The organism is Rathayibacter rathayi (assembly GCF_004011095.1).
GTDB lineage: Bacteria > Actinomycetota > Actinomycetes > Actinomycetales > Microbacteriaceae > Rathayibacter > Rathayibacter rathayi.
In genome coordinates this window covers 2,032,071-2,057,998 of record NZ_CP028129.1, presented here as the reverse complement: position 1 = coordinate 2,057,998, position 25,928 = coordinate 2,032,071, and the positions used below count along the sequence as shown (strand labels likewise).

Genomic DNA, 25,928 nt, shown 5'->3' with positions numbered 1-25,928 from the left:
TTAGAGGATGCGGCTCGGGTGATCCGCCACGACGCCGGAGGCGCCGCGGAGGGGGATGTGCGCGAAAGCGTCGTCCCGCTCGGCAGCCCTCCGGCGTCCCGTCGCGTGGACGATGATCCGCAGCAGAACGCCGACCATAGCGCCGAGCAGGGCCCCCGAGGTGTTCATCGCCACGTCCTGCAGGCTTGCGTAGCGGGCCGAGAGGAACAGCAGCTGTCCGGTCTCGATCAGCCAGCTCACCAGGGCGCCGACGACGACCGCGACCCACGCGAACCGAGGGCGCAGGTTGAGGGCCAGGAGCAGTCCCAGGGGGACGAAGAGGGCGATGTTGGCGCTGGCCTCGAGGACGGCGTAGTCGACCCGGGGAAGGTGGTGCCGGGAGAACCACGAGCTCACTTGGTCGAGGTCGTCTCTCATGCCGGCATCGACGGGCGTCGGCCAGAAGGCGATCATGGTGAGTGCGATGAGGTAGGGCACGCCGATGGCGAGGGTGAGGCGGGTGAGCGACCGGGGCACGGTGCTCCTCTCGTCGAGCGGCGGGCAGAGTCGACGACATCGACGGAAGATCAGTCTGACCCGTTGCCGCTGGAACCAGGCCGAGAGGCGCTGAGGAAGATGTGAAAGGCGCGCGGGGAGGCGGGAAGCGACTCCGGAGGCTCGCGAGCGGCGAGGCTGTGCGGCCGGTCAACGACGAAGCCCGGCCGGATCATGGATCCTGGCCGGGCTTCTCACCGGTCGGGGTAGCGGGATTCGAACCCACGACCTCCTCGTCCCGAACGAGGCGCGCTACCAAGCTGCGCCACACCCCGGTGTGCTCGTCACGGAGAACCGCTCACGAGCCTCGACAATAGTAGCCGATTCTCGGGGCGCTGTCGGACACCCGTCGTCAGGCGGGGGGAGCACCGGAGGGAGCGAGCGTCACGAGCGTCACCTCGGGGCGGCAGGCAAAGCGCACAGGCGCGTAGATGGACGTGCCGACTCCGGCTGACACGTTGAGGTAGGAGCTGCGCCGCCCGCTGGTCCACGTCGTCGAGCCGGCGACCTTGTCGCGGGGGAGGTCGCAGTTGGTGACGAGGGCACCGAAGCCCGGGACGCAGACTTGGCCGCCGTGGGTGTGTCCGGCGAGGATCACCTCGGCTCCGCGAGCGACGAAGTCGTCGAGAACGCGCTGATAGGGCGCGTGGGCGACGCCGATGCTGACACCCGCCGGTCCGTCCTCCGAGCCGCGCAACTCGTCCACGGCACCCGCGACGAGGTCGATGCGGTCCAGGCCGATGTGCGGGTCATCGACGCCGAAGAACTCGATCCGCGTGCCCTTCACAGTGATGCTCTCGGCGCGGTTGTTGAGATCGACCCAGCCGAGTCCGCCGGAGAAGAAGCCGGTGAGGCCCTCGGTGTCGAGGACGATGTCGTGCTGCTTCGGATTCGTGGAAGGACCAAAGAAGTAGCGGAGCGGATTCTTGATTCGCGGGCCGAAGTAATCGTTCGAGCCGTTCACGAAGGCGCCGGGGATCCCGGCGAAGGGCTCCAGGGCCCGGCGGATGCCGAGAATGCCGTCGCGGTGGCCGAGGTTGTCGCCGGTGTTGACGACGACGTCAGGGTCGAGCGCGAGGAGTGAGCGGATCCACTCCTGCTTCTTCGACTGCCACGGCGCCATGTGCAGGTCCGATACGTGCAGGATGCGGATCGGCTCGGCACCCGTGGGTAGCACCGCGAAGGAGGTGCGCCGAACGGTGAACAGCGTCCGCTCGATGCCGATGCCCCAGGTGGCCGCGGCGGCTCCGGCGGCGGCGACAGTCGCGAGGGCGGTGGTGAAGGGGCGGCGGCTGCGTCCAGTCATGGGTCCTTCTCTCGCGGATTGGCCGCGAGCGCGACCCCGTTCATTCTGCCGGACGCTCCCTGCGGTGGCGCCCAAATTCAGCCACGGGGCGCGGGGCCGGCGCTGATCTGCAGGGTGATTTCGACTCCCTTCGAGACGCGGGAGCCGGCGGGCGGGTTCGTCCTGGCGACCGTCCCGGCCGGGCGGTCGGACGGAACCGCAGTGGCGTCGGTCCGCACCGTGAAGCCGACGGAGCGCAGACGCGCGGCGGCCGCGGCGGGGCTCTGCCCGGTGACCTGGGGTACCGCCTCCTGAGGCTCGTCCAGGAGTGAGCGGACCGGCGCCGGGAAGGCGCCGCCGCCGTACTTCGCGTCGGCGACCCGACCGTGTTCCCGGCGGCCATGCCGCTCAGCGCGATCGCCGGCGTCACCGAGGCGGCCACCAGGACCCCCGCGACGACTCTCACATGGCGACGATGCCGATCAGGCTGCCGACGGCGCCCCCGATGGTCGTCACGACTCTGGTCCTGCCCTGCCCCGACATAGAATCGGCGTAGTCGCCGCGCTCGGACGAGCCGCGGCGTTCATCCCGCCGATGCGCGGCGCTCAGCAGTCGTCCCGCACCGGCAGCACCCGAGGAGAGCCATGTCCGTCCCACGCTGGGAGTACATCACCACGCCGCTGATGATCCACAACACCACGGCGATCCTGAACACCTGGGGGTCAGAGGGCTGGGAGTTGGTCCAGATCGTCACCGGGCCCGAGGGCGGGCTCGTCGCGTACCTCAAGCGCCCCGTCGCCGAGGCGGGCGCATGATCGCCGAACGGCTCGCGGAACTCGGCGTCGAGCTGCCCGCGGTGGCTATCCCCGCCGGAGCCTACGTCCCCGCGGTCGTGCACGGCGGACTGGTCTACACGGCCGGGCAGATCCCCTTCGTCGACGGCGCTCTGCCGCTGACCGGCTTGGTCGGCGCTGACGTGTCGCCCGAGCAGGCGAAGGACCTCGCCCGCACCTGCGCGCTCAACGCGCTCGCGGCGGTCGCCGACGCGATCGGATCGCTGGACCGTGTGACGCGGGTCGTGAAGCTCACCGGGTTCGTCGCCTCGGCCTCCGGTTTCACCGGACAGCCGGGCGTGATCAACGGTGCTTCGGAGCTGCTCGGCGACCTGTTCGGCGAGGCCGGCCGGCATGCACGCTCCGCCGTGGGTGTGGCCGAGCTGCCGCTCGGTGCGCCGGTCGAGGTCGAGCTGGTCGTCGCCTTCGACTGACGCCGTCGCTCCTCTCCGGCCTGGTGCGGTGGGGGAGGAGCGACGGTCGCCGGGATTGCGTTGTCGGGGTTAGCAGAGGACCCGTCGTCAGTCGGCGGCGATTGCCGCACTGATCACGGCCATCACCTGCGTGTCCGCGAGGGTCGTCGTATCGCCCACGGCCCGTCCCTCCGCCACGTCGCGCAGCAGTCGACGCATGATCTTGCCCGAGCGCGTCTTAGGCAGCTCCTGCACCACGAAGATTCGCTTCGGCCGTGCGATCGCGCCGATGTGTTCGGCGACGTGCGCCTTGAGGGCGGCTTCGAGCTCGCCGTGCCCGTCTGCCAGCGCCTCGGCTTGGCTCGCCTTCGCGATGACGAAGGCGACCACGGCCTGGCCGGTGGTCTCATCCGCCGCACCGACGACGGCCGCCTCCGCGACGACCGGGTGCGAGACAAGTGCCGATTCGATCTCGGCCGTCGAGAGCCGATGGCCGGCAACGTTCATCACGTCGTCCACACGTCCGAGCAGCCAGAGGTCGCCGTCTCGGTCTCGGCGGGCGCCGTCACCGGCGAAGTACCGATCGCCGAACTTCGACCAGTAGGTCTCGACGTAGCGCTCAGGGTCACCCCAGATGCCGCGCAGCATCGCCGGCCACGGCTCAGTGATCACCAGGAGTCCGCCCTCGTCGGCGCCGACCGGCTGTCCGGAGTCATCGACCACGTCGATTGAGATCCCGGGCAGAGCGACCTGGGCGGATCCGGGCTTGAGCGTGGTGACGCCCGGCAGCGGTGACACCATGATCGCGCCGGTCTCGGTCTGCCACCAGGTGTCGACGATCGGGGTGCGGCCGCCGCCGATGACGTCGCGGTACCAGATCCACGCCTCCGGGTTGATCGGCTCGCCGACCGATCCGAGCAGACGCAGACTCGACAGAGTGAAGCGCTGCGGGATGTGTCGGCCGAGCTTCATGAACGAGCGGATCGCCGTGGGCGCCGCATAGAGGATCGTCACGCCATACTTTTCGATGATCTCCCACCAGCGGCCGGGATGCGGGCTGTCCGGAGTCCCCTCGTACATCACCTGGGTGGCGCCGTTCGCGAGCGGGCCGTAGACGACGTAGCTGTGGCCGGTGATCCAGCCCACGTCGGCGGTCGACCAGTAGACATCGGTCTCGGGGTGCAGGTCAAAGACGGCGCGGTGCGTGAAGGCGACCTGGGTGAGATAACCCCCGCTGGTGTGCAGGATGCCCTTCGGCTTCCCCGTCGTGCCACTGGTGTAGAGGATGAAGAGGGGCTGCTCGGCCGGGAACGGCTTCGCCATGTGCTCGGCGTCGACGGCGACGATCTCCTCGTGCCACCAGAGGTCGCGTCCCTCGTGCCACGCGACCTCGTTGCCCCCGCGGCGCACCACGAGGACGTGCTGCACACTGTGCTCGCCGTCGAGGGCGAGCGCCGCATCCACGGCGGGCTTGAGGGGCGAGACAGCGCCCTTGCGCCAGCCGCCGTCGGCGGTGATGACGAGCTTCGCCTCCGCGTCGTCGATGCGCGCTCGCAGGCTCTCGGCGCTGAAGCCGCCGAAGACGACGGAGTGGACCGCGCCCAGCCGGGCGACGGCGAGCATGGCGACGACGGCCTCCGGGATCATCGGCAGATAGATCGCGACGCGGTCGCCGGCGCGGATGCCGAGGCTGGTCAGCAGATTCGCGGCCCGTTTCACGTCGGCGGTGAGCTCGGCGTAAGTGATGGAGCGCGAATCGCCGGGCTCACCTTCCCAGTGCAGGGCGACGCGATCGCCGTTGCCGGCGAGTACGTGCCGGTCGAGGCAGTTGTAGGCGACGTTCAGCTCGCCGTCGTCGAACCACGTCGCGAACGGCGGCGTGCTCCAATCGAGTGTGCGGGTGAAGGGCCGGTGCCAGTGCAGCAGCTCGCGACTGCGGGCTGCCCAAAAGGCGAGGCGGTCCTCCGCGGCCTCGTCGTGCAGCGCGGCTGTCGCGACCGCTCCGGCGGCGAAGTCGGCCGGGGGTGGGAACCGGCGGGTCTCGTGGAGGAGGCTGTCGATGGCATTCCCGTCGGTGGCCGGGGCATCGGGGGGAGTGGACATCTTCGATTCGCTCCTTCGCGAGTAAGACGTTCGCCGGCCCGCGCGGTCGGCGTCGGACCACCGTAGCGCTCGACTCCGACGCTCACCGCAGTGTCCGTGAAGCTGGCGTTCCGGCAAGCGTAAGTTGAGACTTCGTAGAGAACCGAATCCGGACTTGGCGAATCGCGGTTCGTCCCCTACAGTTGCATACGGCCGAATGAACTTCGGCCCTGCGGCGCAAGTGATTCCCCCCAATCCAGCGCCGCCGAGGCGGCACCTGTTCCCCCCAATGGGTGCCGCCCCCTTCTTCCTGCCGGACCACGGCGGACGGACGCCCCCGCTCGAGCAAGGCTCGCGGGGGCGTTTCCCGTTCGGGAGCGGTCCGCAGCAGCGAGCGGAGGTGGCGATGCTCCTCCACAGGTGCGGATGAGCGGGTCTCTCTTCGGGTCGGCCACCGGGACGCCCTGATGCGCGTCGGCGGCTCCTACCGTGCGGGAATGAGCCCTGACTTCATCCCCCTCGTCCCCGCCGAGCACCGCCGCGATCCGACGCCGGTGCGCCCTGCCGCCGCCGCCCTCGGGCTACTCGCCCCACACGCCGCCGATCCCGCGGTGACCGATCTTTTCGTGAACGGTGGTGCGGGCCTCTGGGTCGACCGGGGCGGTGGCGCGGAGCGAGTGCCGGAGTGGACGCTGGACGCTGCAGGAGCGCGGCGGTTCGCCGTGGCACTGGTCGCGGCCGGCGGGCGGCACGTCGATGAGGCGAGCCCGTGCGTCGATGTCCGGCTGCGATACGGGGTCCGCGTGCACGTCGTACTGCCGCCGGTGGCGATCGGGGGAGCGCTGGTCTCGGTGCGGGTTCCGCGGGCCGACTCCTGGACGCTCGCGCAGCTGCAGGCGGCGGGGATGCTGGATGAGGACGGCGTCCGGCTGCTACGCCGCGCGGTCCGCGAGCGCTGGAACCTGCTGATCTCGGGAGCGGGCGGGTCGGGAAAGACGACGTTGCTCGGTGCGTTGCTGGGCTGCGCGTCGCCCACCGAGCGGATCGTGACGATCGAGGACGTCGGCGAGCTACGGCCGGCGCACCCGCACGTCGTCTCGCTTGAGGCGCGGCAGCCGAACCTCGAAGGCGCCGGGGCCGTCGGCCTGGACCGGCTGGTGAGGGAGGCGCTGCGAATGCGGCCCGACCGTCTGGTCCTTGGGGAGTGTCGCGGTGGGGAGCTGCGCGAGCTGCTGTCCGCGCTGAACACCGGCCACGACGGCGGCGCGGGCACCCTGCATGCCAACTCCCTCGAGGACGTTCCGGCGCGCCTAGAGGCGCTCGGGGTCCTCGCGGGCCTGGGCCCCGAGGCAATCGCCCGGCAGACGGTCAGCGCGATCGACCTGGTGCTGCACCTTGAACGGCGCGGCGGGCGGCGGCGGCTCGTGGCGTCCGGGACGTTCTCGCTCGCAGGCGACGGGCGGCTGAGGGTTGGCGAAGGGACGCTGCCGAGCTCATCGAGGTCGGGCGGGTGAGGGGTCACGACGGCCTGGACGAGGTCGCCGCCGTGGTGCACCGGCTGGCTGTGCTCCTCGCAGCGGGAGTGGCTCCGTCGTCGGCACTCCGGCACCTCGCGGCCGCGGAGGGAGCGGATCGCGGCGACGCGCGGCGACGGCGGCTCCTCCGGGCGGTGTCGGAGGAAGCCGCGCGCGGCGGCGACGTGACCGCAGCGCTGCTGCGCGGGGTACCGGCCTCGCGGCGGGGCGGCCGGGGCGGTGCCCGGCCCGATGGAGAGCTTCCGGGCCGAATGCTGGAGAAGCGACCGCGTGGGCAGCGCTGGCCGCTGCCTGGCGGGTGGCCGCCGACTCCGGCGCGCCGATCGCCGCAGCTCTCAGCGAGCTGGCGGAGTCGCTGCGCGAGCTGGCCCGGGCGAACCGTGACATCGCCGTGGCTCTGGCCGGTCCAGCCGCAACGGGGCGGGTGGTGGGTGCTCTGCCGCTCGCCGCACTGGGTCTGGGTGGGCTGCTGGGCTTCGATGTGGTGGGCGTGCTCCTCGGGACGGTGCCGGGCCTCATCTGCCTCGTCGGGGGTGCCGGGCTGATGGCAGGCGCGCACGCCTGGACGCGGCGGCTCGTTCACGGGGCTTTTCCCGACGACCCGGCGCCCGGGCTTGCCCTCGACCTCCTCGCGGTCGCGCTGGCCGGCGGTGGCTCGCTCGATTCGTCGCGGGCCCAGATGCTGGCGTCACTCGCCGAATGCGGCCTTGGCGCCGACGAGCGGGTTCTCGCCGACGCCGATTCGGTGCTGGCACTGTCGGCGGCGGCGGGCGTCCCGGCGGGCCGTCTGCTGAGGAGCGAGGCGGCGCTGGTGCGGGCGCGGGCGTCCTCCGGAGCGCGGGAGCGCGCCGCGCGCCTCGGAGTGACGCTGATGCTGCCGCTGGGCGTGTGCGTGCTGCCGGCGTTCCTCCTGCTCGGCGTGGCTCCGATGGTCGTGTCGGTGCTGCTCTCGACGTTCTCGGTCGCGGCGTGAGGCGGTCAGCGACTCCTCCACAGGAGCGGAATCCCGCTGTGCTCCACAGATCGGCCGACGGCCGCCGCGGTGGGAGCGCGGGTGCGCGATCCTCGGAGGAGGGGGCACGGAGCGGGGCGGAACGGAGCAGGACAGATGAGCAGCAAGACGGCGATCAGCAGTGGGGGAGTCGCGCGGAGCGGGAGGTTCTCCCGGAGCCCGGGCGCGGGGAGCGGTTGGGCACGGACGAGCCTGAGCCCCGCGGGCGGACGGAGTGTCGCCTCGAGCGCAGGAGTCGGCGGCGACTTCTCGCGCGGCGGCGGAGACCAGTGGCGCGGACGCGGGAGAAGGGGGCTCGGCGTGCTGAGCGAGGAGGAGGGGTCCGCGACGGCGGAGTACGCGATCGCGACGATGGCCGCTGTCGGGTTCGCGGGACTGCTGGTGGTCATCCTCAAGGGCGACGAGGTGCGGAACATCCTCACCGATCTGGTGACCCGCGCTCTCACAGCAGCAGGATGAGAGCCCTCGCGCACCTGCGCGCGCGGCTCGCGCCGGAGCAGGGGTCGGCGACGGCCGAGCTCGCCCTCGTGCTCCCGGCGGTGATCGTCGTGCTGGCGCTCTGCCTGGGGTCGGTGGCGGCCTCGGCGCAGTACATCCGGCTCGTCGATGCCGCGGCCGACGCGGCCCGGTCCGCGGCGCGGGGCGACGACCCCGGCGTGGCGCTCGCTCGCGTCGTGGGGGCGTCCGTCTCGACGGGGGACCAGGACGGCCTGGTCTGCGTCGACGTCGCGGCTCGACTGCGTCCCCTGCCGGCGGTGTCGCTCCCGGTCGCGGTCCGGTCCTGCGCACTGGGCGGTGGCGGCTGATGCGCCGGGCGCTTCGAGGGGTCTGCGACGGGGACCAGGGATCGGCAGCGGTCGTCGCCGTCGGGGTCGTCGCGGGCACGATCCTGGTGACGGTCGCCGTGCTCGCCGGTTGCAGCGGAGTCGTCGGAAATCAGCGGGCGGTGGCGGCGGCGGACGCATCGGCGCTCGCCGCCGCGGACGTCGCGTCCGGACTGCTCACCGGCGACCCGTGCCGGCGGGCGGCAGAGGTCGCGCAGGCGAACGGCGCCGAACTCCGCCTCTGCACGCTCGACGGAAGTGTGGCGAGCGTGGCGACGGCGGTCGCGGTGGACCCGCTCTCCCTCACCTTCACCGCGCGCTCGCGGGCAGGGCCGCCACCGTGAGCCGTGCGACCTCGCGCGAGGGTGGTCGGCATCGAGGAGCGGACCACCCTTGCGCCAGGGCCCCCTCAGTCGGAGCTGAGGCGCTGGTAGCGGTAGGCGGCAGCGGTCGGCAGGGCGCCCGCCCCCTCGTCGTGCTCGAGCCCGCCGGAGAGGAGGTAGATGTAGCGCGAGCCCGCTCGGGCGCCGGGAATCTCCAAGCGCGCGGCGGGAGCCGAGTCGTTGCCGTATCCGCGGCGGAGGGTCTTCCCCTCCAGTGGGCCGTCGAGGAACTTGGCCGTATAGGCGGAGGTTGTGGTGGTGTGCGTCGTTGCCATGCTTCATCATGCGCCGATCGGCGTCGCGCGTCACCCCACCCGCCACGGACCGGGCAGGCGATTGGGAGGCGGTGGCCTGCGTTCTCGTACGGTTCCCGAGGTCCCGGGCGGCAGGAGGGCGAAGGACGCCCGAGTCAGTGTGTATGGTGTGCCTGTCGGGCGGCCCCGCCGATGGGGACGCGTCGCCGTTCCCCGTACCATGTCGTCGCGCACCGTCTCCCCGAAGCAGGGGATGTCGGACCACTGGTCGTCCGACCCGACAGCACCAATCGAGGAGAACTGTGTCCGGCACGAAGAAGCTGGTGATCGTCGAGTCGCCGGCGAAAGCCAAGACCATCGCCCAGTACCTGGGCGATGGCTATGAGGTGCTCGCCTCCGTCGGGCACATCCGCGACCTCATCGAGCCGAAGAACCTCCCGCCGGAGCTGAAGAAGGGCCCGCTCGGCAAGTTCTCCGTTGACGTCGACAACGGCTTCGAGCCCTACTACGTCGTCTCCGACCAGAAGAAGAAAACGGTCGCCGATCTCAAGCGCGCCCTCAAGAACGCCGACGAGCTCTACCTCGCCACTGATGAGGACCGCGAGGGCGAAGCCATCGCGTGGCACCTGCTCGAGGAGCTCAAGCCCAAGGTGCCCGTGCACCGCATGGTCTTCCACGAAATCACCAAGGACGCCATCCAGAAGGCCCGCGACAACACGCGTGATATCGACACCTCACTCGTTGATGCGCAGGAGACCCGCCGCATCCTCGATCGCCTCTACGGCTACGAAATCTCACCCGTGCTCTGGCGCAAGGTCGGCCCGGGTCTCTCAGCTGGCCGCGTGCAGTCGGCGGCGACCCGCCTCGTCGTCGACCGGGAGCGCGAGCGCCTGGCGTTTGTCTCGGCGAGCTACTGGGACCTCGCGACCGTGCTCGCACCTGAGTCGGACGCCGCGGCAGGATTCGACGCCCGCCTGGCACGGCTGGACGGTAAGCGAATGGGAAGCGGCCGCGACTTCGACGACCGCGGACAGTTGAAGGGCGATGTCACCGTCCTCGACGAGTCCTCCGCCAGAGCTCTCGCCGAGGCACTGCGCGAACCCGCCACCACAGTGCGGGTCTCGAACCTCGAATCCAAGCCCTACTCGCGGCGCCCCGCCGCCCCGTTCACCACGTCCACGCTCCAGCAGGAGGCGGCGCGCAAGCTCCGCTTCTCAGCGCGCCAGACGATGAGCGTCGCGCAGTCGCTCTACGAGAACGGCTTCATCACGTACATGAGGACCGACTCGCCCGGGCTCTCACAGCAGGCGCTGAACGCTGCGCGAAGCCAGGCGGCCTCGCTCTACGGAGCCGAGACGGTCCCAGAGAAGCCGCGTCTCTACTCGGGCAAGAACAAGAACGCCCAGGAGGCGCACGAGGCGATCCGGCCAGCGGGCGAGACGTTCCGCACTCCCGATCAGCTCTCAGGCACCCTGCGCGGCAACGATCTCCGCCTCTACGAGCTCATCTGGAAGCGCACGGTCGCCTCGCAGATGGCCGATGCGAAGGGCTCGACCGCCACGGTGACCCTCCTCGCCGAGCCGGCGGGCGACATCGCGCAAACCGCCGAGTTCACCGCCTCCGGCACCGTCATCACCTTCCGCGGCTTCCTGCTCGCCTACGAGGAGGGTCGCGATGAGGAGCGCCACGGCGCCCGCGACGAGAAGGACGCCAAACTGCCTCCGCTCGAGGTGGGCCAGAAGGTGGTCGTGGCCGAGGTTGAGGCGAAGGGCCACGAGACCTCCCCGCCCCCGCGATACACCGAGGCGAGCCTGGTCAAGTCGCTCGAGGAACTCGGCATCGGCCGCCCCTCGACCTACGCCTCGATCATCTCGACGATCGTCGACCGCGGCTACGTGACTCCGCGCGGCACGGCCCTCGTGCCCAACTGGATCGCCTTCTCGGTGGTGCGGCTGCTCGAGGACTTCTTCTCGGACCTCGTCGAGTACGACTTCACGGCCGAGATGGAAGGCGACCTCGACCGGATCGCCGGCGGAGAGGAGGACCGCGTCTCCTGGCTCAACCGTTTCTACTTCGGCGGTGGGACGCACCCGGGGCTCCGCCACGTCGTCGACAACCTCGGCGAGATCGACGCGAAGAGCATCAACTCCGTGCGGATCACCGACGAGATCACCCTGCGCATCGGCAAGTACGGCCCCTACCTTGAGGTTGCGCAGGAGGAGGGGCAGGAGACGCCCCGGCGCGTCAACCTGCCGCTCGAGCTAGCACCCGACGAGCTCACCCCTGCCAAGGCGCAGGAGCTCGTCGACGCCCCGGTGCAGACCGACCGTGTGCTGGGCAGCAACCCCGACTCCGGCAAGACCGTCGTGGTCAAGGACGGCCGGTTCGGCCCGTACGTGACCGAGGTCGACCCCGAGCCGGAGACGGCGGCTGATCCGGCGACGGGTGAGGTCGCCGAACCCGCACCGGCGAAGCGCGGCGCGAAGAAGCCCGCGGTCGTCAAGCCGCGCACCTCCTCCCTGTTCAGGTCGATGGACGTCGCGTCGATCGACTTGGCCACGGCGTTGCGCCTGCTCGATCTGCCGCGGACGGTGGGTGAGGACCCCGAGAGTGGAGAGGCGATCACCGCACAGAACGGGCGCTACGGTCCCTACATCAAGAAGGGCACCGACAGCCGGTCGCTCACGAGCGAAGACCAGATCTTCGAGGTCGACCTCTCGACCGCACTCGAGATCTTCGCCCAGCCCAAGTACGGGGCGCGGCGTGCGTCGAGCGCGCTCAAGGAGTTCGAGGCGGACCCGATCAGCGGCAAGCCGATCCGCATCCGCGACGGTCGCTTCGGCGCGTACGTCACCGACGGTGAGACCAATGTCACGATCTCCAAGAGCATGACGATCGAGGAGATCGACTTCGAGCAAGCGGTTCAGATGCTCGCCGACAAGAGGGCGAAGGGTCCGGCGAAGAAGGCTCCGGCCAAGCGCGCGCCGGCGAAGAAACCCGCGGCGAAGACTACGGCCGCGAAGACGACCGCGGCGAAGACTACGGCCGCGAAGACGACCGCGGCGAAGACTACGGCCGCGAAGACGACCGCGGCGAAGACTACGGCCGCGAAGACGACCGCGGCGAAGACCACCGCTACGAAGAAGCCCGCAGCGTCGCGCACGACCGCCGCGAGCCGCGCGGCGGCGACGGCCGCCGCCGAGACGACGGACGCCACGCAGTCGTGACGGGGCTGTTCGTCACCCTCGAGGGCGGGGACGGCGCGGGCAAGACGACGCAGGCCCGGCTGCTCGAGGAGTGGCTGGGCTCGCGCGGTCAGACCGTCGTGCGCACCCGGGAGCCCGGGGGCACCGAGGTGGGCGTACAGATCCGCGAGATCGTGCTGCATCACCGCGGCGAGATCGACCCCCGCGCGGAGGCCCTGCTCTACGCGGCCGATCGCGCCCAGCACATCGGTACCCTCGTGCGTCCCGCACTCGAGCGCGGTGATGTCGTCGTGCAGGACCGCTACATCGACTCCTCGGTCGCCTACCAGGGCGCGGGTCGGGTGCTCGACGCGGTCGAGGTCCGACGCCTCTCGGAGTGGGCGACCCACGATCTGCGGCCCGACCTGACGGTCCTGCTCGATCTGGACCCCTCCGTCGCACGCGACCGGCTCGACTCGTCCCGCACCCGCTTCGACCGACTCGAAGCCGAGAAGGCCGAGTTCCACGGACGCGTCCGTGCGGGATTCCTGGCCATCGCCGCGAGCGACGCGGAACGTTTCCTCGTGGTCGACGCCGCACGTCCGATCGACGAGATCGCGCTCGAGGTGCGCTCCCGTGTCGAGGAACTGCTGGAGCGTGCGTCCGCTGTCGGTACTCGCGGTTAGCCTGGTGGTATGACCGTCTGGAGCCAGCTCGTCGGGCAGGAGCACGCCATCGATGCCCTGCAGGTCGCCTCCGCGCCCCGGGACGATCGCGGCCGCGAGTCGGCCGCGATGACCCACTCCTGGCTCCTCACCGGCCCGCCCGGCTCCGGGCGCTCCAACCTCGCATACGCCTTCGCCTCGGCCCTGCTCTGCCGGCGCGGCGGCTGCGGCGAGTGCCCCGATTGCCGCCAGGTGGCCGCCCGCTCGCACCCCGACCTCTCGGTGCTCGCGACCGAACGCGTGATCATCTCGATCGACGAGGTGCGCCGCCTGGTCAGCAGCTCGCAATACTCGCCCTCGGTCTCGCGCTACCGCGTCATGGTCATCGAGGACGCCGATCGGATGAGCGAGCGCACCTCGAACGTCCTGCTGAAGGCGCTCGAGGAGCCGCCGGAGCGGACGGTCTGGATCCTGTGCGCCCCGAGCGAGGCCGACCTGCTCCCCACCATCCGCTCCCGGGTGCGCTCGGTGCGGCTGCGCGTGCCGAGCGTGGCGGACGTCGCCGGGCTCCTGTGTCGCCGGGACAGTGTCGACGCCGAGACCGCCGAGCGCGCCGCCCGCCAGGCGCAGAGTCACATCGGCATGGCGCACCGTCTGGCGACCGACGCGAACGCCCGCGAGCGGCGGGAAGAGACCCTCCGGATCGCCCTGCGCCTGCGCGGAGTCTCGGACGCCGTGCTCGGCGCCGCGCGGATGATCGAGGTCGCGACCGAGGATGCCAAGGCGATCACGATCGAGCGCGACGAGGTCGAACGGCAGCAGGCGTTGCGGTCGCTGGGCGTCGAGCCCGGCGGCACGGTCCCGGCGCAGCTCCGCTCGCAGCTCCGCGCGCTCGAGGAGGACCAGAAACGACGTGCGACGCGCAGCCTCCGCGACGGTCTCGATCGGATCCTCGTCGACCTCCTCTCCCTCTACCGTGATGTGGTGCGCCTTCAGCTCGGAGCGCCGGGGGGCGTCATCAACGAGGAGGTCCGCACCGAGATGACGGTCCTTGCAGACTCGACTCCGCCGGAGCGCACTCTCGCCGTCCTCGAGGCGATCGCTACTGCGCGGCAGCGGATCGACGCCAATGTCTCGCCGGTCCTCGCCCTCGAGGCGCTGCTCGTGGTCGCCGCCCGACGCCCGGTGGCCGCGTGAAGAGGGGGCGCCGGTCGGCAGCCGTGCTCGCGATCATCGCGGTCGCCTCCCTGCTCACCGCCTGCTTCGCACCCGGACCGACCGTGAGTCGGACCTCCTCCCCGCACCCGCAGAGCGTCGCGGCCGGTCTCGAGCCCTACTACTCGCAAGTGCTGGTCTGGGACGACTGCGGCGACGGCGCTTTCTGCACCGATGCGACCGTGCCGCTGGACTGGGACGATCCGTCGGGCGCGACCGCGTCGATCGCCCTGATCCGACGCCCCGCGACGCAGGGTCCGACACTCGGATCACTGCTCGTGAACCCGGGCGGACCGGGCGGCTCAGGAGTCGACCTCATCCGGGACAGCGCCGGCTACGCGGTCGACTCCGCGCTCGCGGCCCGCTACGACGTCGTCGGTTTCGATCCGCGCGGAGTGGGGGCCTCGACCGCGGTCTCGTGTCTCGATGCCGCTGGACTCGACTCCTACCTCTACGACATCCCACCGGGGGAGCGGGGCAGCGACGAGTGGATCCAGGCGCAGCGCGCCTCCGCTGCGGCCTTCGCCGCGGCTTGCGAGCAGCGCAGTGGTCCGCTTCTCGCCGAGGTCGGTACGTCAAGCGCAGCCCGTGATCTCGACGTGCTGCGCGCGGCTCTCGGCGACGACACGCTGCACTACCTCGGCTACTCCTACGGCACCTTCCTCGGAGCCACCTACGCCGGTCTGTTCCCCGAGCGGGTCGGACGCCTCGTCCTCGACGGTGCCATCGACCCGGCGGCGACCTCGTCCGACGTGGTGCTCGAGCAGGCGAAGGGCTTCGAAAGCGCACTGCGCGCCTACCTGGCCGACTGCCTCCGCTCGGCCGACTGCCCGTTCACCGGCACGGTCGACGAGGGGATGTCGCAGATCAGGGGCATGCTCGAGGATGTGGACGCCTCGCCGATTCGGGCGCCGGACGGCCGCGAGCTGGGCGCGAACACGCTGTTCACCGCGATCGTCTACCCGCTCTACGACGCCACAGCGTGGAAAGCGCTCAGCGAGATGCTCGCCGACGTGCGCAAGGGCGATGCCGCGATCGCGTTCGAGTACGCCGACTCCTACAACGGCCGCGATGCCGACGGGCAGTACTCGGACAACATCGCCGAGGCGTTCCTCGCGATCAACTGCGTCGACTACTCCAACGACGCCGACACCGCCTCGATGCGTGCCGACGAAGCGGCCCTCGAGCAGGCCGCGCCGACGATCGGACGCTACCTGGCCTACGGCGACATCCTCTGCAGCCAGTGGCCCGCCGCGTTCGAGGGCTCCCGCGCGCCGATCACCGCCGAGGGGTCGGCGCCGATCCTGGTCGTGGGGACGACGAACGACCCGGCGACGCCTTACGTCTGGGCCCAGGCCCTCTCGGGCGAACTCTCGGCCGGCCACCTCGTCACCTACCACGGCGAGGGCCACACGGCCTACAACAAGTCGAACTCGTGCGTGAACGACGCGGTCGACGCGTACCTGCTCGAGGGGACCGTTCCGAAGGAGGACCCACAGTGCTGACCGAGCAGGAGTGCACTCAGCAACCCGGACTCCGCGAGCGCAAGCGCCGCGCCACGCGTCGGGCGATCGAGATCGCGGTCCTGCGCCTCGCGAGCGAGCGCGGCCCCGAGCGCGTGACGATCGAGGACATCGCGCGTGCCGTCGACGTCTCCACACGCACCTTCTTCAACTACTTCGCCTCGAAGGAGGACGCACTGGTCGGCGGTCTCCCCGTGATCGCCGACGAGACCGCGGACGCCTTCGTCTCCGGTCGGGGTACGGTGCTCGAGGATCTCCAGGTCGTCTTCGTCGCGGCGATGGAGGAGCCGCTCGAGGACGACCGGGAGCTGCATGTCCTCCGGCGCGCACTCTTCCGCGAGCATCCGCACCTCGTGGGGCTCAAGATCGCCGGGATGCGCGAGTTCGAGCTCGCGATCGAGGGACTGGTCGCCGAGCGCCTCGGCTGTCAGGGCGACGACGCGGAGCGCGTGCGCAGCCGGGCGCGGATGCTGACCCTCCTCGGTCTCGCCGCGGTGCGCCACGCCTGGGCGGCCTGGGTCGATCACGACGGTAGGGAGGCGCTGCCCGGCCGGATCGCCCGATCGTTCGAGGAGCTGCGCGGCGCGCTCACCTGACCGGGGCACGGCGGTCTCGGCGCGTTCCGAGCGCCGCCCAGCGGGGCCGCGGCCCGATTCACTTCCGGGCGCGTGAGCAGGGTATGCTCGGTAACCGTGTCCGAGGCTCCGGCCCCGCGTGCACGCCGCCTTAGCTCAGTCGGCAGAGCGTCTCACTCGTAATGAGAAGGTCGTGGGTTCGATTCCCACAGGCGGCTCCACTTCCGGGCGGCTCCACTTCCTCGGGGCTCCGTCCCGCCAGTGCCGCGACGCCACGTTCGCCTCGAACCGGGCCGCATCGAACCGGGCCGGTTAGCCTGGTGCGAATGACCGCCACTCCGCCTCGCCGCCGCACCCTCGCGATCGCCGCCCTCCTCGTCGCCGCCGTGCTGGCTATCGGTGCCTTCGGGGCCGGTACGGCAGTGGGTGGGGCCGCGGAGCCGGACGCGCCGGTCGTGGCCGTGGCTGCGGCTCGAACCGCTACTCCGACTCCGACCGCCAGGGCACGGCCCAGCGCCGCCGGAGAGGGTGAGGCGCTGCGCACCTGCTCCGTCGCGGGGCTCGCGGCCGATCCGCGTCTGGGCTCGATGCAGGCGCGCGTGGTCGACGCGGCGACGGGCGAGGTCCTCTTCGATCGTGGGGGCACGACGGCGTCCCGTACCGCCTCCGCCCTCAAGATCCTCACGGCAGCATCGGCTCTCGCCGTGCTCGGGCCGGACGCGCGTCTTGCCACCACGGTGGTGCGGGGGAGCGCCCCGGGGAGCGTCGTCCTCGTCGGCGGTGGCGACCTGACCCTGACTCGGTTGCCGACCGGGCAGGAGTCGACCTACCCGGGGGCAGCGCACCTCGACGACCTCGCTGCTCAGGTCGAGAACGCCTGGGAAGCCGACCCTGTGACGGCCGGCACGTCGATCACGTCGCTCGTGCTCGACTCCTCCCTCTACTCGGGTGAGACGTGGCAGCCCAGCTGGAACCGCAAGGAGCAGGTCGACGGCTACATGCCGGAGATCACGGCGCTCCAGGTGGACGGTGACCGCGAGGATCCGGCGGCCTCCACCTCCGAGCGCGGCGACGATCCGGTCGGCCGCGCGGGCCAGGCGTTCGCCGACGAGCTGAACGGTGCGCCCGCGATCTCGACCGGCACCGCGCCCGCCGGCGCCGCCGTGCTGGGGACAGTCGAGTCGGCCCCGGTCGGCACCCTGATCCAGCAGATGCTGCTGGTGTCTGACAATGCGGTCGCCGAGATGCTCGCGCGGCTCGTCGCGATCCGCACGGGCGCGGGCAGCGATTTCGGCGCGGAGCAGGCCGGTGTGCTGCAGGGGCTCGCGGGTTACGGAGTCGACACGTCCGGCATCACGATCGTCGACGGCTCCGGTCTCAGCGACGACAACGCGGTCGCCCCGGCGTTCTTCACCGAGCTGCTGCGCAGGGTGCAGGCTCGCGAGGGGCAGTTGGGTGTCCTCCTCGACGGTCTGCCGGTGTCCGGCCGGACGGGGTCGCTCTCCTACTCCGACCGCTTCGCCGGTGACAACACCGCCGCCGACGGGGCGGTGCGCGCGAAGACCGGCTGGATTGACACCGGCTACACACTCGCCGGCGTGATCACCGCGGCGGACGGCACCGAGCTGACCTTCGCGGTCTACGCTCTCGGCGAGGTCACCGACTCGGCCAAGACGGCGATCGACACCCTGGTCACCGGCGTCTACCGCTGCGGTGCGGCGCTGTCGGGCTCGTGATCCGAAGCGCCCTCGACCGCCACCTCCTCGTCCCGGAAGGACCACGATGACCACCGCACTCCTCATCGTCGATGTGCAGAACGACTTCACCGAGGGCGGTGCGCTCGCCGTCGCCGGCGGCACGGCTGTCGCGGAGGGCGTGACCGCTTACCTCGCGGCGCATCGGGACCGCTACGCCGCGGTGTTCGCCTCGCGGGACTGGCACGAGGGCCACTCCGACAACGGTGGCCACTTCGCGACGGAGCCGGACTTCGTCGACACCTGGCCCGCGCACTGCGTCGCAGGCACGACGGGGGCGCAGTTCCACCCGGGCCTGGACACGGCGCACATCGACGTGCAGATCCTCAAGGGCCAGGGCCGTCCCTCCTACTCCGCGTTCGAGGGCGCGACGCAGGAGGGGGCAGCGCTGGGCGCCGTGCTCGCCGACCGGGGCGTCACGGAGCTCGACGTCGTGGGACTCGCGACGGATCACTGCGTTCGCGCGTCGGCACTGGATGCACGCCGGGCGGGACTCGGGGTCCGGGTGTTGAGCGACCTGGTTGCGGGCGTCTCGGAGGAGGCGAGTGCGGCGGCGCTGCGCGAGCTGGCGGACGCGGGGGTCCGCATCGAGCGCTCACGCTGAGGGAGATCTCCCTCCACAGGGCTCGGCGGCGCGGAAGTTCTCACGATGGGCCCCGACCTCGCTCGCGGCGGAACGGCCCGTCCTACACTGGGAGGACGGAAAGTTCCTCCCCGCGCGGCCTCCGCGCTTCGATCCGAAGAAAGGAGTCTCTCCCGTGACTGATTCCGTCGCCGCCAGCGTCGCCGAGACCGCCCTGCTCGCGCACAGTCCCACGCAGCTGCTGATCGGTGGTGAGTGGGTGGAAGCGTCCGGCGGTGGTTCGCTCGAGGTCGAGGACCCGGCGACCGGGGCGGTCCTCGTCTCGATCGCCGATGCGACCCCGGAGGACGGGGTCCGTGCGCTCGACGCCGCGGTCGCGGCCGGGCCCGCGTGGGCGGCGACCGCACCGAGGAAGCGCGGTGAGATCCTGCGGCGAGCCTACGACCTGCTGCAGGAGCGCACCGAGGAGTTCGCGCTCCTGATGGCGCTCGAGATGGGCAAGCCGGTGGCGGAGGCGCGGGGTGAGGTCGTCTACGGCGGCGAGTTCCTCCGCTGGTTCAGTGAGGAGGCGGTGCGCATCGCGGGCCGCTACGGCGTCTCGCCCGAGGGCAGCGGCCGGATGATCGTCTCGCAGCACCCGGTCGGCCCCTGCTACCTGATCACGCCGTGGAACTTCCCCCTCGCGATGGCGACCAGGAAGATCGCCCCGGCTCTCGCGGCGGGTTGCACGGTGGTCGTGAAGCCGGCCGAACTCACTCCGCTGACCACCCTCGCCTTCGCGGCCCTGCTGGCCGAGGCGGGGCTGCCCGCCGGCGTGCTGAACGTGATCACCACCTCGTCGGCCGCGGCCGTCTCGGCTCCGATCCTCGCGGACCCTCGCCTCCGCAAGCTCTCCTTCACCGGCTCCACACCGGTCGGGAGGACGCTGTTGCAGCAGGCGTCCGAGAACGTGCTGCGGACGTCGATGGAGCTCGGCGGCAACGCGCCCTTCGTCGTGTTCGAGGACGCCGATCTCGATCGAGCGGTCGAGGGCGCCATGCTCGCCAAGTTCCGCAATATCGGCCAAGCCTGCACAGCCGCGAACCGTTTCTTCGTGCACGAGTCGATCGCCGAGGAGTTCGCCGCGCGGGTCACCGAGCGCGTGAACGAGCTGCGGGTCGGCCGCGGCACCGAGGACGGAGTGACCATCGGTCCGCTGATCGATGAGCGCGCCGTCGAGAAGGCGACCTCCCTTGTGGCCGACGCGGTGGCGCGCGGTGCGAGCCTGCGCACAGGAGGCAGCCGCCTCGACGGGCCCGGCCATTTCTACGAGCCGACCGTCCTCACCGGGGTCGACCGGGGGAGTGAGATTCTCCGCACCGAGATCTTCGGACCGGTCCTCGCTATCGTGCCGTTCAGTGATGAGGACGAAGCGGTGGCGCTCGCGAACGACACCGAGTACGGACTCGTCTCATACGTCTTCACCGGCGATCTCGCCCGCGGTCAGCGGATGATCGAGCGGATCGCCACCGGGATGATGGGCCTCAACGTCGGCGTCGTCTCCAATGCGGCGGCGCCCTTCGGCGGGGTGAAGCAGTCGGGCCTCGGCCGTGAGGGCGGGCTCGAGGGGATCCACGAGTACCTCAGCACCAAGTACACGCTCACCCCCGATCCGTTCGCCTGATCCTGTGAAGCGGATCGAGATCACGGCGCTCACGGACCCGCGCCTGCGCGACTACGCGCACGCCACGGACGTGGCGCTGAAGAACGCCCGCGGGCCGCACGGGCTCTACATCGCGGAGTCGGCGCTCGTGCTGGAGCGCGCTCTCGCTGTCGGCCATCGGCCGCGGTCGGTGCTCGCTCTCGGCGGGTCGGTTCCGGAAGCGGAGCGGCTGGTCGGAGCGTTCGATGTGCCCGTCTTCACCGGGCCGGGCGAGCTGCTGGCCGAGCTCACCGGGTACACCCTGCACCGCGGGTTGATCGCGGCCGTGGACCGGCCCGTGCTGCCCGATCCGGCCGAGCTGCTCGCCGACGCCCGACGCGTCGTCGTGCTCGAGGACGTGGTCGATCCGACCAACGTCGGCGCGATCTTCCGATCGGTCGGGGCGATCGGAGCGGACGCTGTGCTCGTCACGGCGCGCTGCTCCGATCCCTTCTATCGCCGCGCGATCCGGGTCAGCATGGGCACGGTGCTCCAGATTCCGTGGACTCGCGTCGGTGACTGGGAGTCGACGCAGCGGCTCCTGCACGGGGCGGGCTTCACGATCGCGGCGATGGCGCTGACACCGGAGGCTGTGCCGCTGCGGGAGTTCGCCGGCCGTGCCCCGGAGCGGGTAGCCCTGGTGCTCGGCACCGAGGCTCGGGGGCTCACCGCTCAGGCGCTCGCCGCGGCCGACGTCGCTGTGCAGATCCCGATGAGTCACGGGATCGACTCGCTCAACGTCGCGGCGGCCTCTGCCGTCGCGATGTGGGCGCTCGCGGATCCCGCCTAGAACAGAGACACTGTGCCCCGTTGGGGGTGACACTCGCTGTGAGAGCGCGCCCGCACCTGACGACGCTCGGTCCCTGCGCTACCGTGGCCGCACTCCCGACCACTCTGTCGACCGCAGCGCCACCCGTCGTTCCCGCGGCGTTCTCGGCCTCAGGCCCCTCCGCAGTCCCGCCACCACCTTCGCCCGCACCTTCGCCCCCATCCCGACCGCACCGGTCACGAACGAGGTCGTCCATGCTCCCGCGTACGAGGATCCGCCCGCGCGTCGCGCTGCTCATTGCCGCCGGGCTCGCCCTGGGGCTCACGGCCTGCACGGGCCTCGCCGCCGATGTGCCGGACGGTGCCGTCCAGGCGCCGAGCACCGTCTCGACCACTGGACCGACGCCGACAAGTTCAAGCGACCCGGAGGACGGGGCACGCATCGCCCGTCTGATCGCCGACTGCCTCGCCCGTTACGGTCTGGGGGAGCGGCCGCCAGCCGCCAGCCCCCTCGGCGACGACCAGGACCGGATCGCCGCGCAGCGTGCCCGGGACGCCTACGACTCGACTCTGACGACCTGCTCGGCCCAGGCGCTCGCGTCTCCCAGACCGGGCACCGACCCGACCGGTGAGCCCACGAGCGACGGCGCAGGCGAAGCCGGAAGCGAGCCCGCCGTGGTGCCCGGGGTCGAGCCGACCCGAGCCGCGGAGGGCTGATCGTGCGCCTGGACGGGACATCCGCGTTGGTCGCGGGCGGCGCCTCCGGACTCGGGGCGGCGACTGCGACGGGTCTTGCCCTCGCCGGGGCCAGGGTCGTGGTGTTCGACCTGCCGCGGGCCGTTGAGGCGGCGAGCCTGCCCGCGTCGGTCCGGCTGATCGCGGGAGACGTGCTCGACTCCGACGCGCTCGCGCGGGCCGTCGAGGCGGCGGGGGTGCTGCGGATCGCCGTCAGCTGCGCCGGCATCGCCACGCCGGGGCGGCTCCTCGGACGGGACGGGCCTCTGCCGCTGGAGGAGTTCGAGCAGGTGCTGCGCGTGAACGTGACGGGGACCCTCAACGTTCTGCGGCTCGCGGCGGCCTCGATCGCCGAGCAGCAGCCGATCGACGGCGAGCGCGGTGTCCTGGTGACGACCGCCTCCGTCGCTGCCTTCGAGGGGCAGATCGGGCAGGCGGCCTATGCCGCGTCGAAGGGGGCTGTGGCTGCGCTGACGCTGCCGCTCGCGCGGGAGCTCGCCGCCCGCCTGGTGCGCGTGGTGTCGATCGCGCCGGGCACCTTCGATACGCCGCTGCTCGCCGGCCTGCCGGAGAAGGCGCGGGAGGCGCTCGGCTCCGTCACACCCCATCCGGCCCGCCTTGGCCGTCCGGAAGAGTTCGCCGCGCTCGTGCGGCACGTCATCGAGAACCCCATGCTCAACGGCGAGATCATCCGGCTCGACGGCGCGCTGCGGCTGCCGCCGCACTGAGCCGCCGAGGGAGCAGCGGAGCGTCAGACCAGGAGCTGGTGCTTCGCGAGGTCGCGGTAGAGCGGCGTGGACTCGACGAGTTCGGAGTGAGTGCCGACTCCGACGACCTCGCCCTTGCGCAGGACGACGATGCGGTCGGAGTCGACGACCGTCGACAGGCGGTGCGCGATCACCAGCAGGGTTCGGTTCTCGGCGACCGCGTCGATCGCCAGGCGCAGCCGTTGCTCGTTGAGGCCGTCCAGGCTCGAGGTGGACTCGTCCAGGAGCAGGATCGGCGGGGCCGCCAGGAGTGCGCGGCCGATCGCCAGGCGCTGGCGCTCGCCGCCCGAGAGCATCACCCCGCTCTCGCCGACGGGTGCGTGCAGGCCGAGCGGATTGCGTTCGAGCACATCGGTCAGGTTGACGGCCTCGAGCACGCGGAGGCACTCGGCGTCGTCGGCGTCGGGGCGGCCGAGGACAAGGTTCTCGCGGATGGTGCCGGCCAGAACAGGAGCGTCCTGCTCGACGTAGCCGATCTGCGCGCGCAGGGCGTCGCGATCAATGGCCGTGATGTCGATGCCGCCGAGGCGGACGACGCCTTCCTCCGGGTCGTAGAAGCGCTCGATCAGCGCCAGGATCGTGCTCTTGCCGGCGCCAGACGGGCCGACCAGTGCGGTGCGCTTGCCGCGCGGCACCGTGAAGGAGACTCCGCGCAGGACCGTCCGGTCGCGCTGCTCCGCGGTACCCTCCGCAGCAGGCACGGCGCCCTCCGCAGCAGGCACAGCGCCCTCGTCGTACGAGAACACCACGTTCTCGAACGAGATCGCCTCCTCCGCGACTCCTGCCCCGAACCCGCCGGAGCCGGCGTCGCCGTCGCCCTCGATTGGCAGGTCGATGATCTCCTGAATGCGGCCGAGGGCCCCCAGCGCCGAGTTCACCGAGGTGATCGCGCCGATGAAGTTGCCCAGCGGCATCACCATCATGAAGAGGAAGAGGATGAACGAGACCAGCTGAGCGACGTCGATCGCTCCGGATGCGACGCGGTACCCGCCGACGCCGAGGACGGCGAGGAACGCGACCTGCAGGGCGATCCCGGCGACCGGCACGACGAGGGCCGAGATGTGCGCGACGCGGACGCCCAGGCGGTAGGCCTCGGTGGCGTGCTGGTCGACGACCGCGATCTCGCGATCGGTCGCTCCGGCTGCGCGGATCGTCCGCACCGCGCTGATCGCACGCTCGACGGCGGCGGCCAGGTCGCCGACCTTCTCCTGCGCCTTACGGCTGGCCGTGCGGATGCCACGGCCGAGGGTCAGCGCCAGCCCGAGGGCCACCGCCACCACGACCACGATGATCAGCAGCAGCACCCAGTCGATGACCGCCATCGCGATGATCGCTCCGACGAAGACCAGCGAGCCGGCGATCGAGTCGACGAGCCCCTGAGTCAGTACCGCCCGCAGGAGCGTGGAGTCGGAGCCGACGCGCGAGACGAGGTCGCCGGTGCGGCGGGCGTCGAACTCTCGGATCGGCAGGCGCAGGAGCCGCGCGACGAGTCGGCGGCGGCTCGAGAGTACGATCCCCTCGCCGGTGCGCTGGAGCAGGTAGTGCGCGAAGCCCGAGATGAGCCCGGAGGCGATCACCAGGCCGACGAGCGCCCAGACCAGCGGCCCGAGGTCGAGCCCGGACTGCACGCGGGCAATGACCTGGCCGACGAGGAGAGGCTGGCCAAGGCTCGCCGCCGCTCCGAACAGGCTCAGCACGACGACGACCGAGAGGATGCCGCGGTGCTCGAGCAGGTAGGGCACAAGCTGCGAGAAGGAGGCGCGGGGTCCGTCGTCGCGGGAGGGTCGTCGGCCGCCGCGCCGGGAGGTGGTGGTGCTCATCGCCGTCTATTCTGCCCCGTGATCGCTGCGAGCAGGCCGCCAGCGGGCGGGCCGGATGCGGACGCACTGCGAACGGCCCGCCGGGGGACACCGACGGGCCGTTCCGAGCGGAGAGACCTACGAGACGTTGTCGTGGTACGACGCGTTCTTCGTCTCCGTGGAGAGCAGGAGCGCGATCAGCGTCAGCACCGCCGCGGCGCTGAGGTAGAGGCCGACCAGCACGGTGCTGCCCGCCGCCGCCTTCCACAGCGCGACCGCGATGATCGGCGCGAGCGCCGCTCCGAGGACCGAGGCGAGGTTGTAGGCCATCGCCGAGCCGGTGTAGCGGACGTTGGTCGGGAACAGCTCGGGTACGACGGCGCCCATCGGGCCGAAGGTCAGGCCTATCAGTGTGAAGCCGAGGACCAACACCGCCATCACGCCCGCGAAGCCGGCACTGAACAGCGGGACGAAGAGCAGGCCGAACACGATGATCGCCGCGGTCACCGTGAGCAGCGTGCGCCGACGGCCGAAGCGCTCGGCGAGCGGTCCGGAGACGAGGGTGAAGACCCCGAAGAACACGACGCCGACGATCAGCATGATCAGGAAGTCGTTGCGGCGGTAGCCGAGCCCCGGGACCAGGCCGTCGGCGGGCGCCGTGCCGTAAATCAGGGTGAACGTGGTCATCAGGTAGAAGAGCACGTAGGCCGCCAGCATGATGAAGGTGCCCAGGATGAGCGGGCGCCAGCTCGTGACGAAGACGCGGGCCAGCGGCAGCTTGGCCACCTCGCCCTTCTCGACCACCTTCTGGAACGCGGGGGTCTCGACGAGCGTGAACCGCACGTACAGGCCGATGATCACGAGCACGGCACTGGCCAGGAACGGCACGCGCCAGCCCCAGGCGGCGAACGTCTCGTCGTCCAGAGTGCTCGCCAGCACCAGGAACAGGACGTTGGCGACGATGAAGCCGATCGGCGCGCCCAGCTGCGGGAAGGTGCCGTAGATGGCGCGCTTGCCGGCCGGCGCGTTCTCGGTCGCGAGCAGCACGGCTCCGGACCACTCGCCGCCCAGTCCCAGTCCCTGGCCGAAGCGCAACACGACGAGCAGGAACGGAGCGAGGAAGTCCCACCCTGGCGTGAGCGCAGTGGGCAGGCAGCCGATCAGGAAGGTCGCGACGCCCATCGTGAGCAGGGACGCAACGAGGGTGCCCTTGCGGCCGATGCGGTCGCCGAAGTGGCCGAAGATGATCGAGCCGATCGGGCGCGCGATGAAGGCGACGCCGAAGACGGCGAAGGAGGCGAGCTGCGCGGTGGCCGGGTCGTCGTTCGCGAAGAAGAGAGCGGGGAAGACCAGGACGGCGGCGGTCGCGTAGGCGTAGAAGTCGTAGAACTCGATCGACGTGCCGATGAGGCTCGCGAAAATCACCCGGCCGCGGGAGTTCTGCGGGGCGGCGGCAGGCGCGTCGGAGACGGTGGGAGAAGACATGTGGGAGGCGCTCCGTGTGGACGGCGGTTCCCCTCGAG

25 protein-coding genes and 2 tRNA genes are annotated in these 25,928 nt (G+C 71.2%); 19 read left to right on the top strand and 8 right to left on the bottom strand.

Annotation, left to right across the window (positions count from 1 at the left end; translation table 11 throughout):
• The 4 genes from C1O28_RS09865 to C1O28_RS16120 all read right to left on the bottom strand — a co-directional run bounded on the left by C1O28_RS09865 (position 1) and on the right by C1O28_RS16120 (position 2,079).
• Complete coding sequence (locus C1O28_RS09865; RefSeq protein ID WP_097165399.1) at positions 1-516, bottom strand: VanZ family protein; 516 nt, start codon at positions 514-516, stop codon at positions 1-3.
• Positions 517-735: 219 nt separating this feature from the next.
• Positions 736-809: transfer RNA gene (locus C1O28_RS09860), tRNA-Pro, on the bottom strand.
• Positions 810-886: 77 nt separating this feature from the next.
• Positions 887-1,840 carry a metallophosphoesterase gene (locus tag C1O28_RS09855; protein ID WP_097165400.1) on the bottom strand — a complete coding sequence of 318 codons (954 nt, stop codon included), beginning with the start codon at positions 1,838-1,840 and terminating at the stop codon, positions 887-889.
• 77 nt (positions 1,841-1,917) lie between these two features.
• The gene (locus C1O28_RS16120) at positions 1,918-2,079 is read right to left on the bottom strand and encodes a PASTA domain-containing protein (protein WP_419866642.1); all 162 of its coding nucleotides are present in this window, start codon (positions 2,077-2,079) and stop codon (positions 1,918-1,920) included.
• Between the two features lie 384 nt (positions 2,080-2,463).
• Between C1O28_RS16120 and C1O28_RS15160 the strand changes: the two genes are divergently transcribed.
• Entirely contained in the window at positions 2,464-2,634 is a 171-nt protein-coding gene (locus tag C1O28_RS15160; protein WP_164861113.1) for a Sp36 family protein, read from the top strand.
• A complete protein-coding gene (locus tag C1O28_RS09845) occupies positions 2,631-3,086 on the top strand; it encodes a RidA family protein (protein ID WP_097165402.1) in 456 nt (151 codons plus the stop codon). Before C1O28_RS15160 ends, C1O28_RS09845 begins: the two co-directional genes overlap by 4 nt.
• An 87-nt stretch (positions 3,087-3,173) precedes the next feature.
• On the opposite strand, the gene acs is transcribed toward C1O28_RS09845, so the two are convergent.
• Positions 3,174-5,168 (bottom strand): acetate--CoA ligase, encoded by a 1,995-nt coding sequence (gene acs, locus C1O28_RS09840; RefSeq protein ID WP_097165403.1) that lies wholly within the window; start codon positions 5,166-5,168, stop codon positions 3,174-3,176.
• 476 nt (positions 5,169-5,644) lie between these two features.
• Between acs and C1O28_RS09835 the strand changes: the two genes are divergently transcribed.
• From C1O28_RS09835 to C1O28_RS09815, 5 genes are all read left to right on the top strand, one after another.
• On the top strand, positions 5,645-6,661 hold the full coding sequence (locus C1O28_RS09835; protein ID WP_237397895.1) for a TadA family conjugal transfer-associated ATPase: 1,017 nt from the start codon (positions 5,645-5,647) through the stop codon (positions 6,659-6,661).
• Positions 6,662-6,980: 319 nt separating this feature from the next.
• The gene (locus tag C1O28_RS09830; RefSeq protein WP_127821493.1) at positions 6,981-7,655 is read left to right on the top strand and encodes a hypothetical protein; all 675 of its coding nucleotides are present in this window, start codon (positions 6,981-6,983) and stop codon (positions 7,653-7,655) included.
• A gap of 135 nt (positions 7,656-7,790) precedes the next feature.
• The gene (locus C1O28_RS15675) at positions 7,791-8,153 is read left to right on the top strand and encodes a DUF4244 domain-containing protein (RefSeq protein ID WP_237397894.1); all 363 of its coding nucleotides are present in this window, start codon (positions 7,791-7,793) and stop codon (positions 8,151-8,153) included.
• Positions 8,150-8,500, top strand: a complete 351-nt coding sequence (locus C1O28_RS09820; protein WP_097165407.1) for a TadE family type IV pilus minor pilin — start codon at positions 8,150-8,152, stop codon at positions 8,498-8,500. Before C1O28_RS15675 ends, C1O28_RS09820 begins: the two co-directional genes overlap by 4 nt.
• Positions 8,500-8,862, top strand: a complete 363-nt coding sequence (locus tag C1O28_RS09815) for an Rv3654c family TadE-like protein (RefSeq protein ID WP_097165408.1) — start codon at positions 8,500-8,502, stop codon at positions 8,860-8,862. Before C1O28_RS09820 ends, C1O28_RS09815 begins: the two co-directional genes overlap by 1 nt.
• Positions 8,863-8,927: 65 nt before the next feature.
• Here the strand turns inward: C1O28_RS09815 and C1O28_RS09810 are convergent, their stop codons facing one another.
• Positions 8,928-9,176, bottom strand: a complete 249-nt coding sequence (locus C1O28_RS09810; protein ID WP_097165409.1) for a hypothetical protein — start codon at positions 9,174-9,176, stop codon at positions 8,928-8,930.
• A gap of 281 nt (positions 9,177-9,457) precedes the next feature.
• On the opposite strand from C1O28_RS09810, the gene topA reads away from it, so the two are divergent.
• The 12 genes from topA (at position 9,458) to C1O28_RS09750 (ending at position 22,567) form a co-directional block, all read left to right on the top strand.
• Positions 9,458-12,382 (top strand): type I DNA topoisomerase, encoded by a 2,925-nt coding sequence (topA, locus tag C1O28_RS09805; RefSeq protein WP_104334653.1) that lies wholly within the window; start codon positions 9,458-9,460, stop codon positions 12,380-12,382.
• Positions 12,379-13,026: a dTMP kinase gene (tmk, locus tag C1O28_RS09800; protein ID WP_097165411.1), complete on the top strand. Its 648-nt coding sequence runs from the start codon at positions 12,379-12,381 to the stop codon at positions 13,024-13,026. Before topA ends, tmk begins: the two co-directional genes overlap by 4 nt.
• A gap of 9 nt (positions 13,027-13,035) precedes the next feature.
• The gene (locus C1O28_RS09795) at positions 13,036-14,202 is read left to right on the top strand and encodes a DNA polymerase III subunit delta' (RefSeq protein ID WP_097165412.1); all 1,167 of its coding nucleotides are present in this window, start codon (positions 13,036-13,038) and stop codon (positions 14,200-14,202) included.
• Positions 14,199-15,725, top strand: coding sequence for an alpha/beta hydrolase (locus C1O28_RS09790; protein WP_097165413.1), 1,527 nt, complete (start codon positions 14,199-14,201; stop codon positions 15,723-15,725). The genes C1O28_RS09795 and C1O28_RS09790 overlap by 4 nt, the downstream gene beginning before the upstream one ends.
• A complete protein-coding gene (locus C1O28_RS09785; RefSeq protein WP_202129286.1) occupies positions 15,719-16,339 on the top strand; it encodes a TetR/AcrR family transcriptional regulator in 621 nt (206 codons plus the stop codon). Before C1O28_RS09790 ends, C1O28_RS09785 begins: the two co-directional genes overlap by 7 nt.
• A gap of 124 nt (positions 16,340-16,463) precedes the next feature.
• Positions 16,464-16,539, top strand: a tRNA-Thr gene (locus C1O28_RS09780).
• A gap of 105 nt (positions 16,540-16,644) precedes the next feature.
• A complete protein-coding gene (dacB, locus tag C1O28_RS09775; RefSeq protein ID WP_097165414.1) occupies positions 16,645-18,054 on the top strand; it encodes a D-alanyl-D-alanine carboxypeptidase/D-alanyl-D-alanine endopeptidase in 1,410 nt (469 codons plus the stop codon).
• Between the two features lie 46 nt (positions 18,055-18,100).
• A complete protein-coding gene (locus tag C1O28_RS09770; protein ID WP_097165415.1) occupies positions 18,101-18,676 on the top strand; it encodes an isochorismatase family protein in 576 nt (191 codons plus the stop codon).
• Positions 18,677-18,830: 154 nt separating this feature from the next.
• Positions 18,831-20,318: an NAD-dependent succinate-semialdehyde dehydrogenase gene (locus C1O28_RS09765; RefSeq protein ID WP_097165416.1), complete on the top strand. Its 1,488-nt coding sequence runs from the start codon at positions 18,831-18,833 to the stop codon at positions 20,316-20,318.
• A 4-nt stretch (positions 20,319-20,322) separates the two neighbouring features.
• Complete coding sequence (locus C1O28_RS09760; protein WP_097165417.1) at positions 20,323-21,126, top strand: TrmH family RNA methyltransferase; 804 nt, start codon at positions 20,323-20,325, stop codon at positions 21,124-21,126.
• A 233-nt stretch (positions 21,127-21,359) separates the two neighbouring features.
• Positions 21,360-21,821 carry a hypothetical protein gene (locus tag C1O28_RS09755; protein ID WP_097165418.1) on the top strand — a complete coding sequence of 154 codons (462 nt, stop codon included), beginning with the start codon at positions 21,360-21,362 and terminating at the stop codon, positions 21,819-21,821.
• 2 nt (positions 21,822-21,823) lie between these two features.
• A complete protein-coding gene (locus C1O28_RS09750) occupies positions 21,824-22,567 on the top strand; it encodes an SDR family NAD(P)-dependent oxidoreductase (RefSeq protein ID WP_097165419.1) in 744 nt (247 codons plus the stop codon).
• 23 nt (positions 22,568-22,590) lie between these two features.
• Here the strand turns inward: C1O28_RS09750 and C1O28_RS09745 are convergent, their stop codons facing one another.
• Both C1O28_RS09745 and C1O28_RS09740 read right to left on the bottom strand, forming a co-directional pair.
• Positions 22,591-24,426, bottom strand: a complete 1,836-nt coding sequence (locus C1O28_RS09745; RefSeq protein WP_097165420.1) for an ABC transporter ATP-binding protein — start codon at positions 24,424-24,426, stop codon at positions 22,591-22,593.
• A 117-nt stretch (positions 24,427-24,543) separates the two neighbouring features.
• Positions 24,544-25,890, bottom strand: coding sequence for an MFS transporter (locus tag C1O28_RS09740; RefSeq protein WP_097165421.1), 1,347 nt, complete (start codon positions 25,888-25,890; stop codon positions 24,544-24,546).
• Positions 25,891-25,928 lie beyond the last annotated feature (38 nt).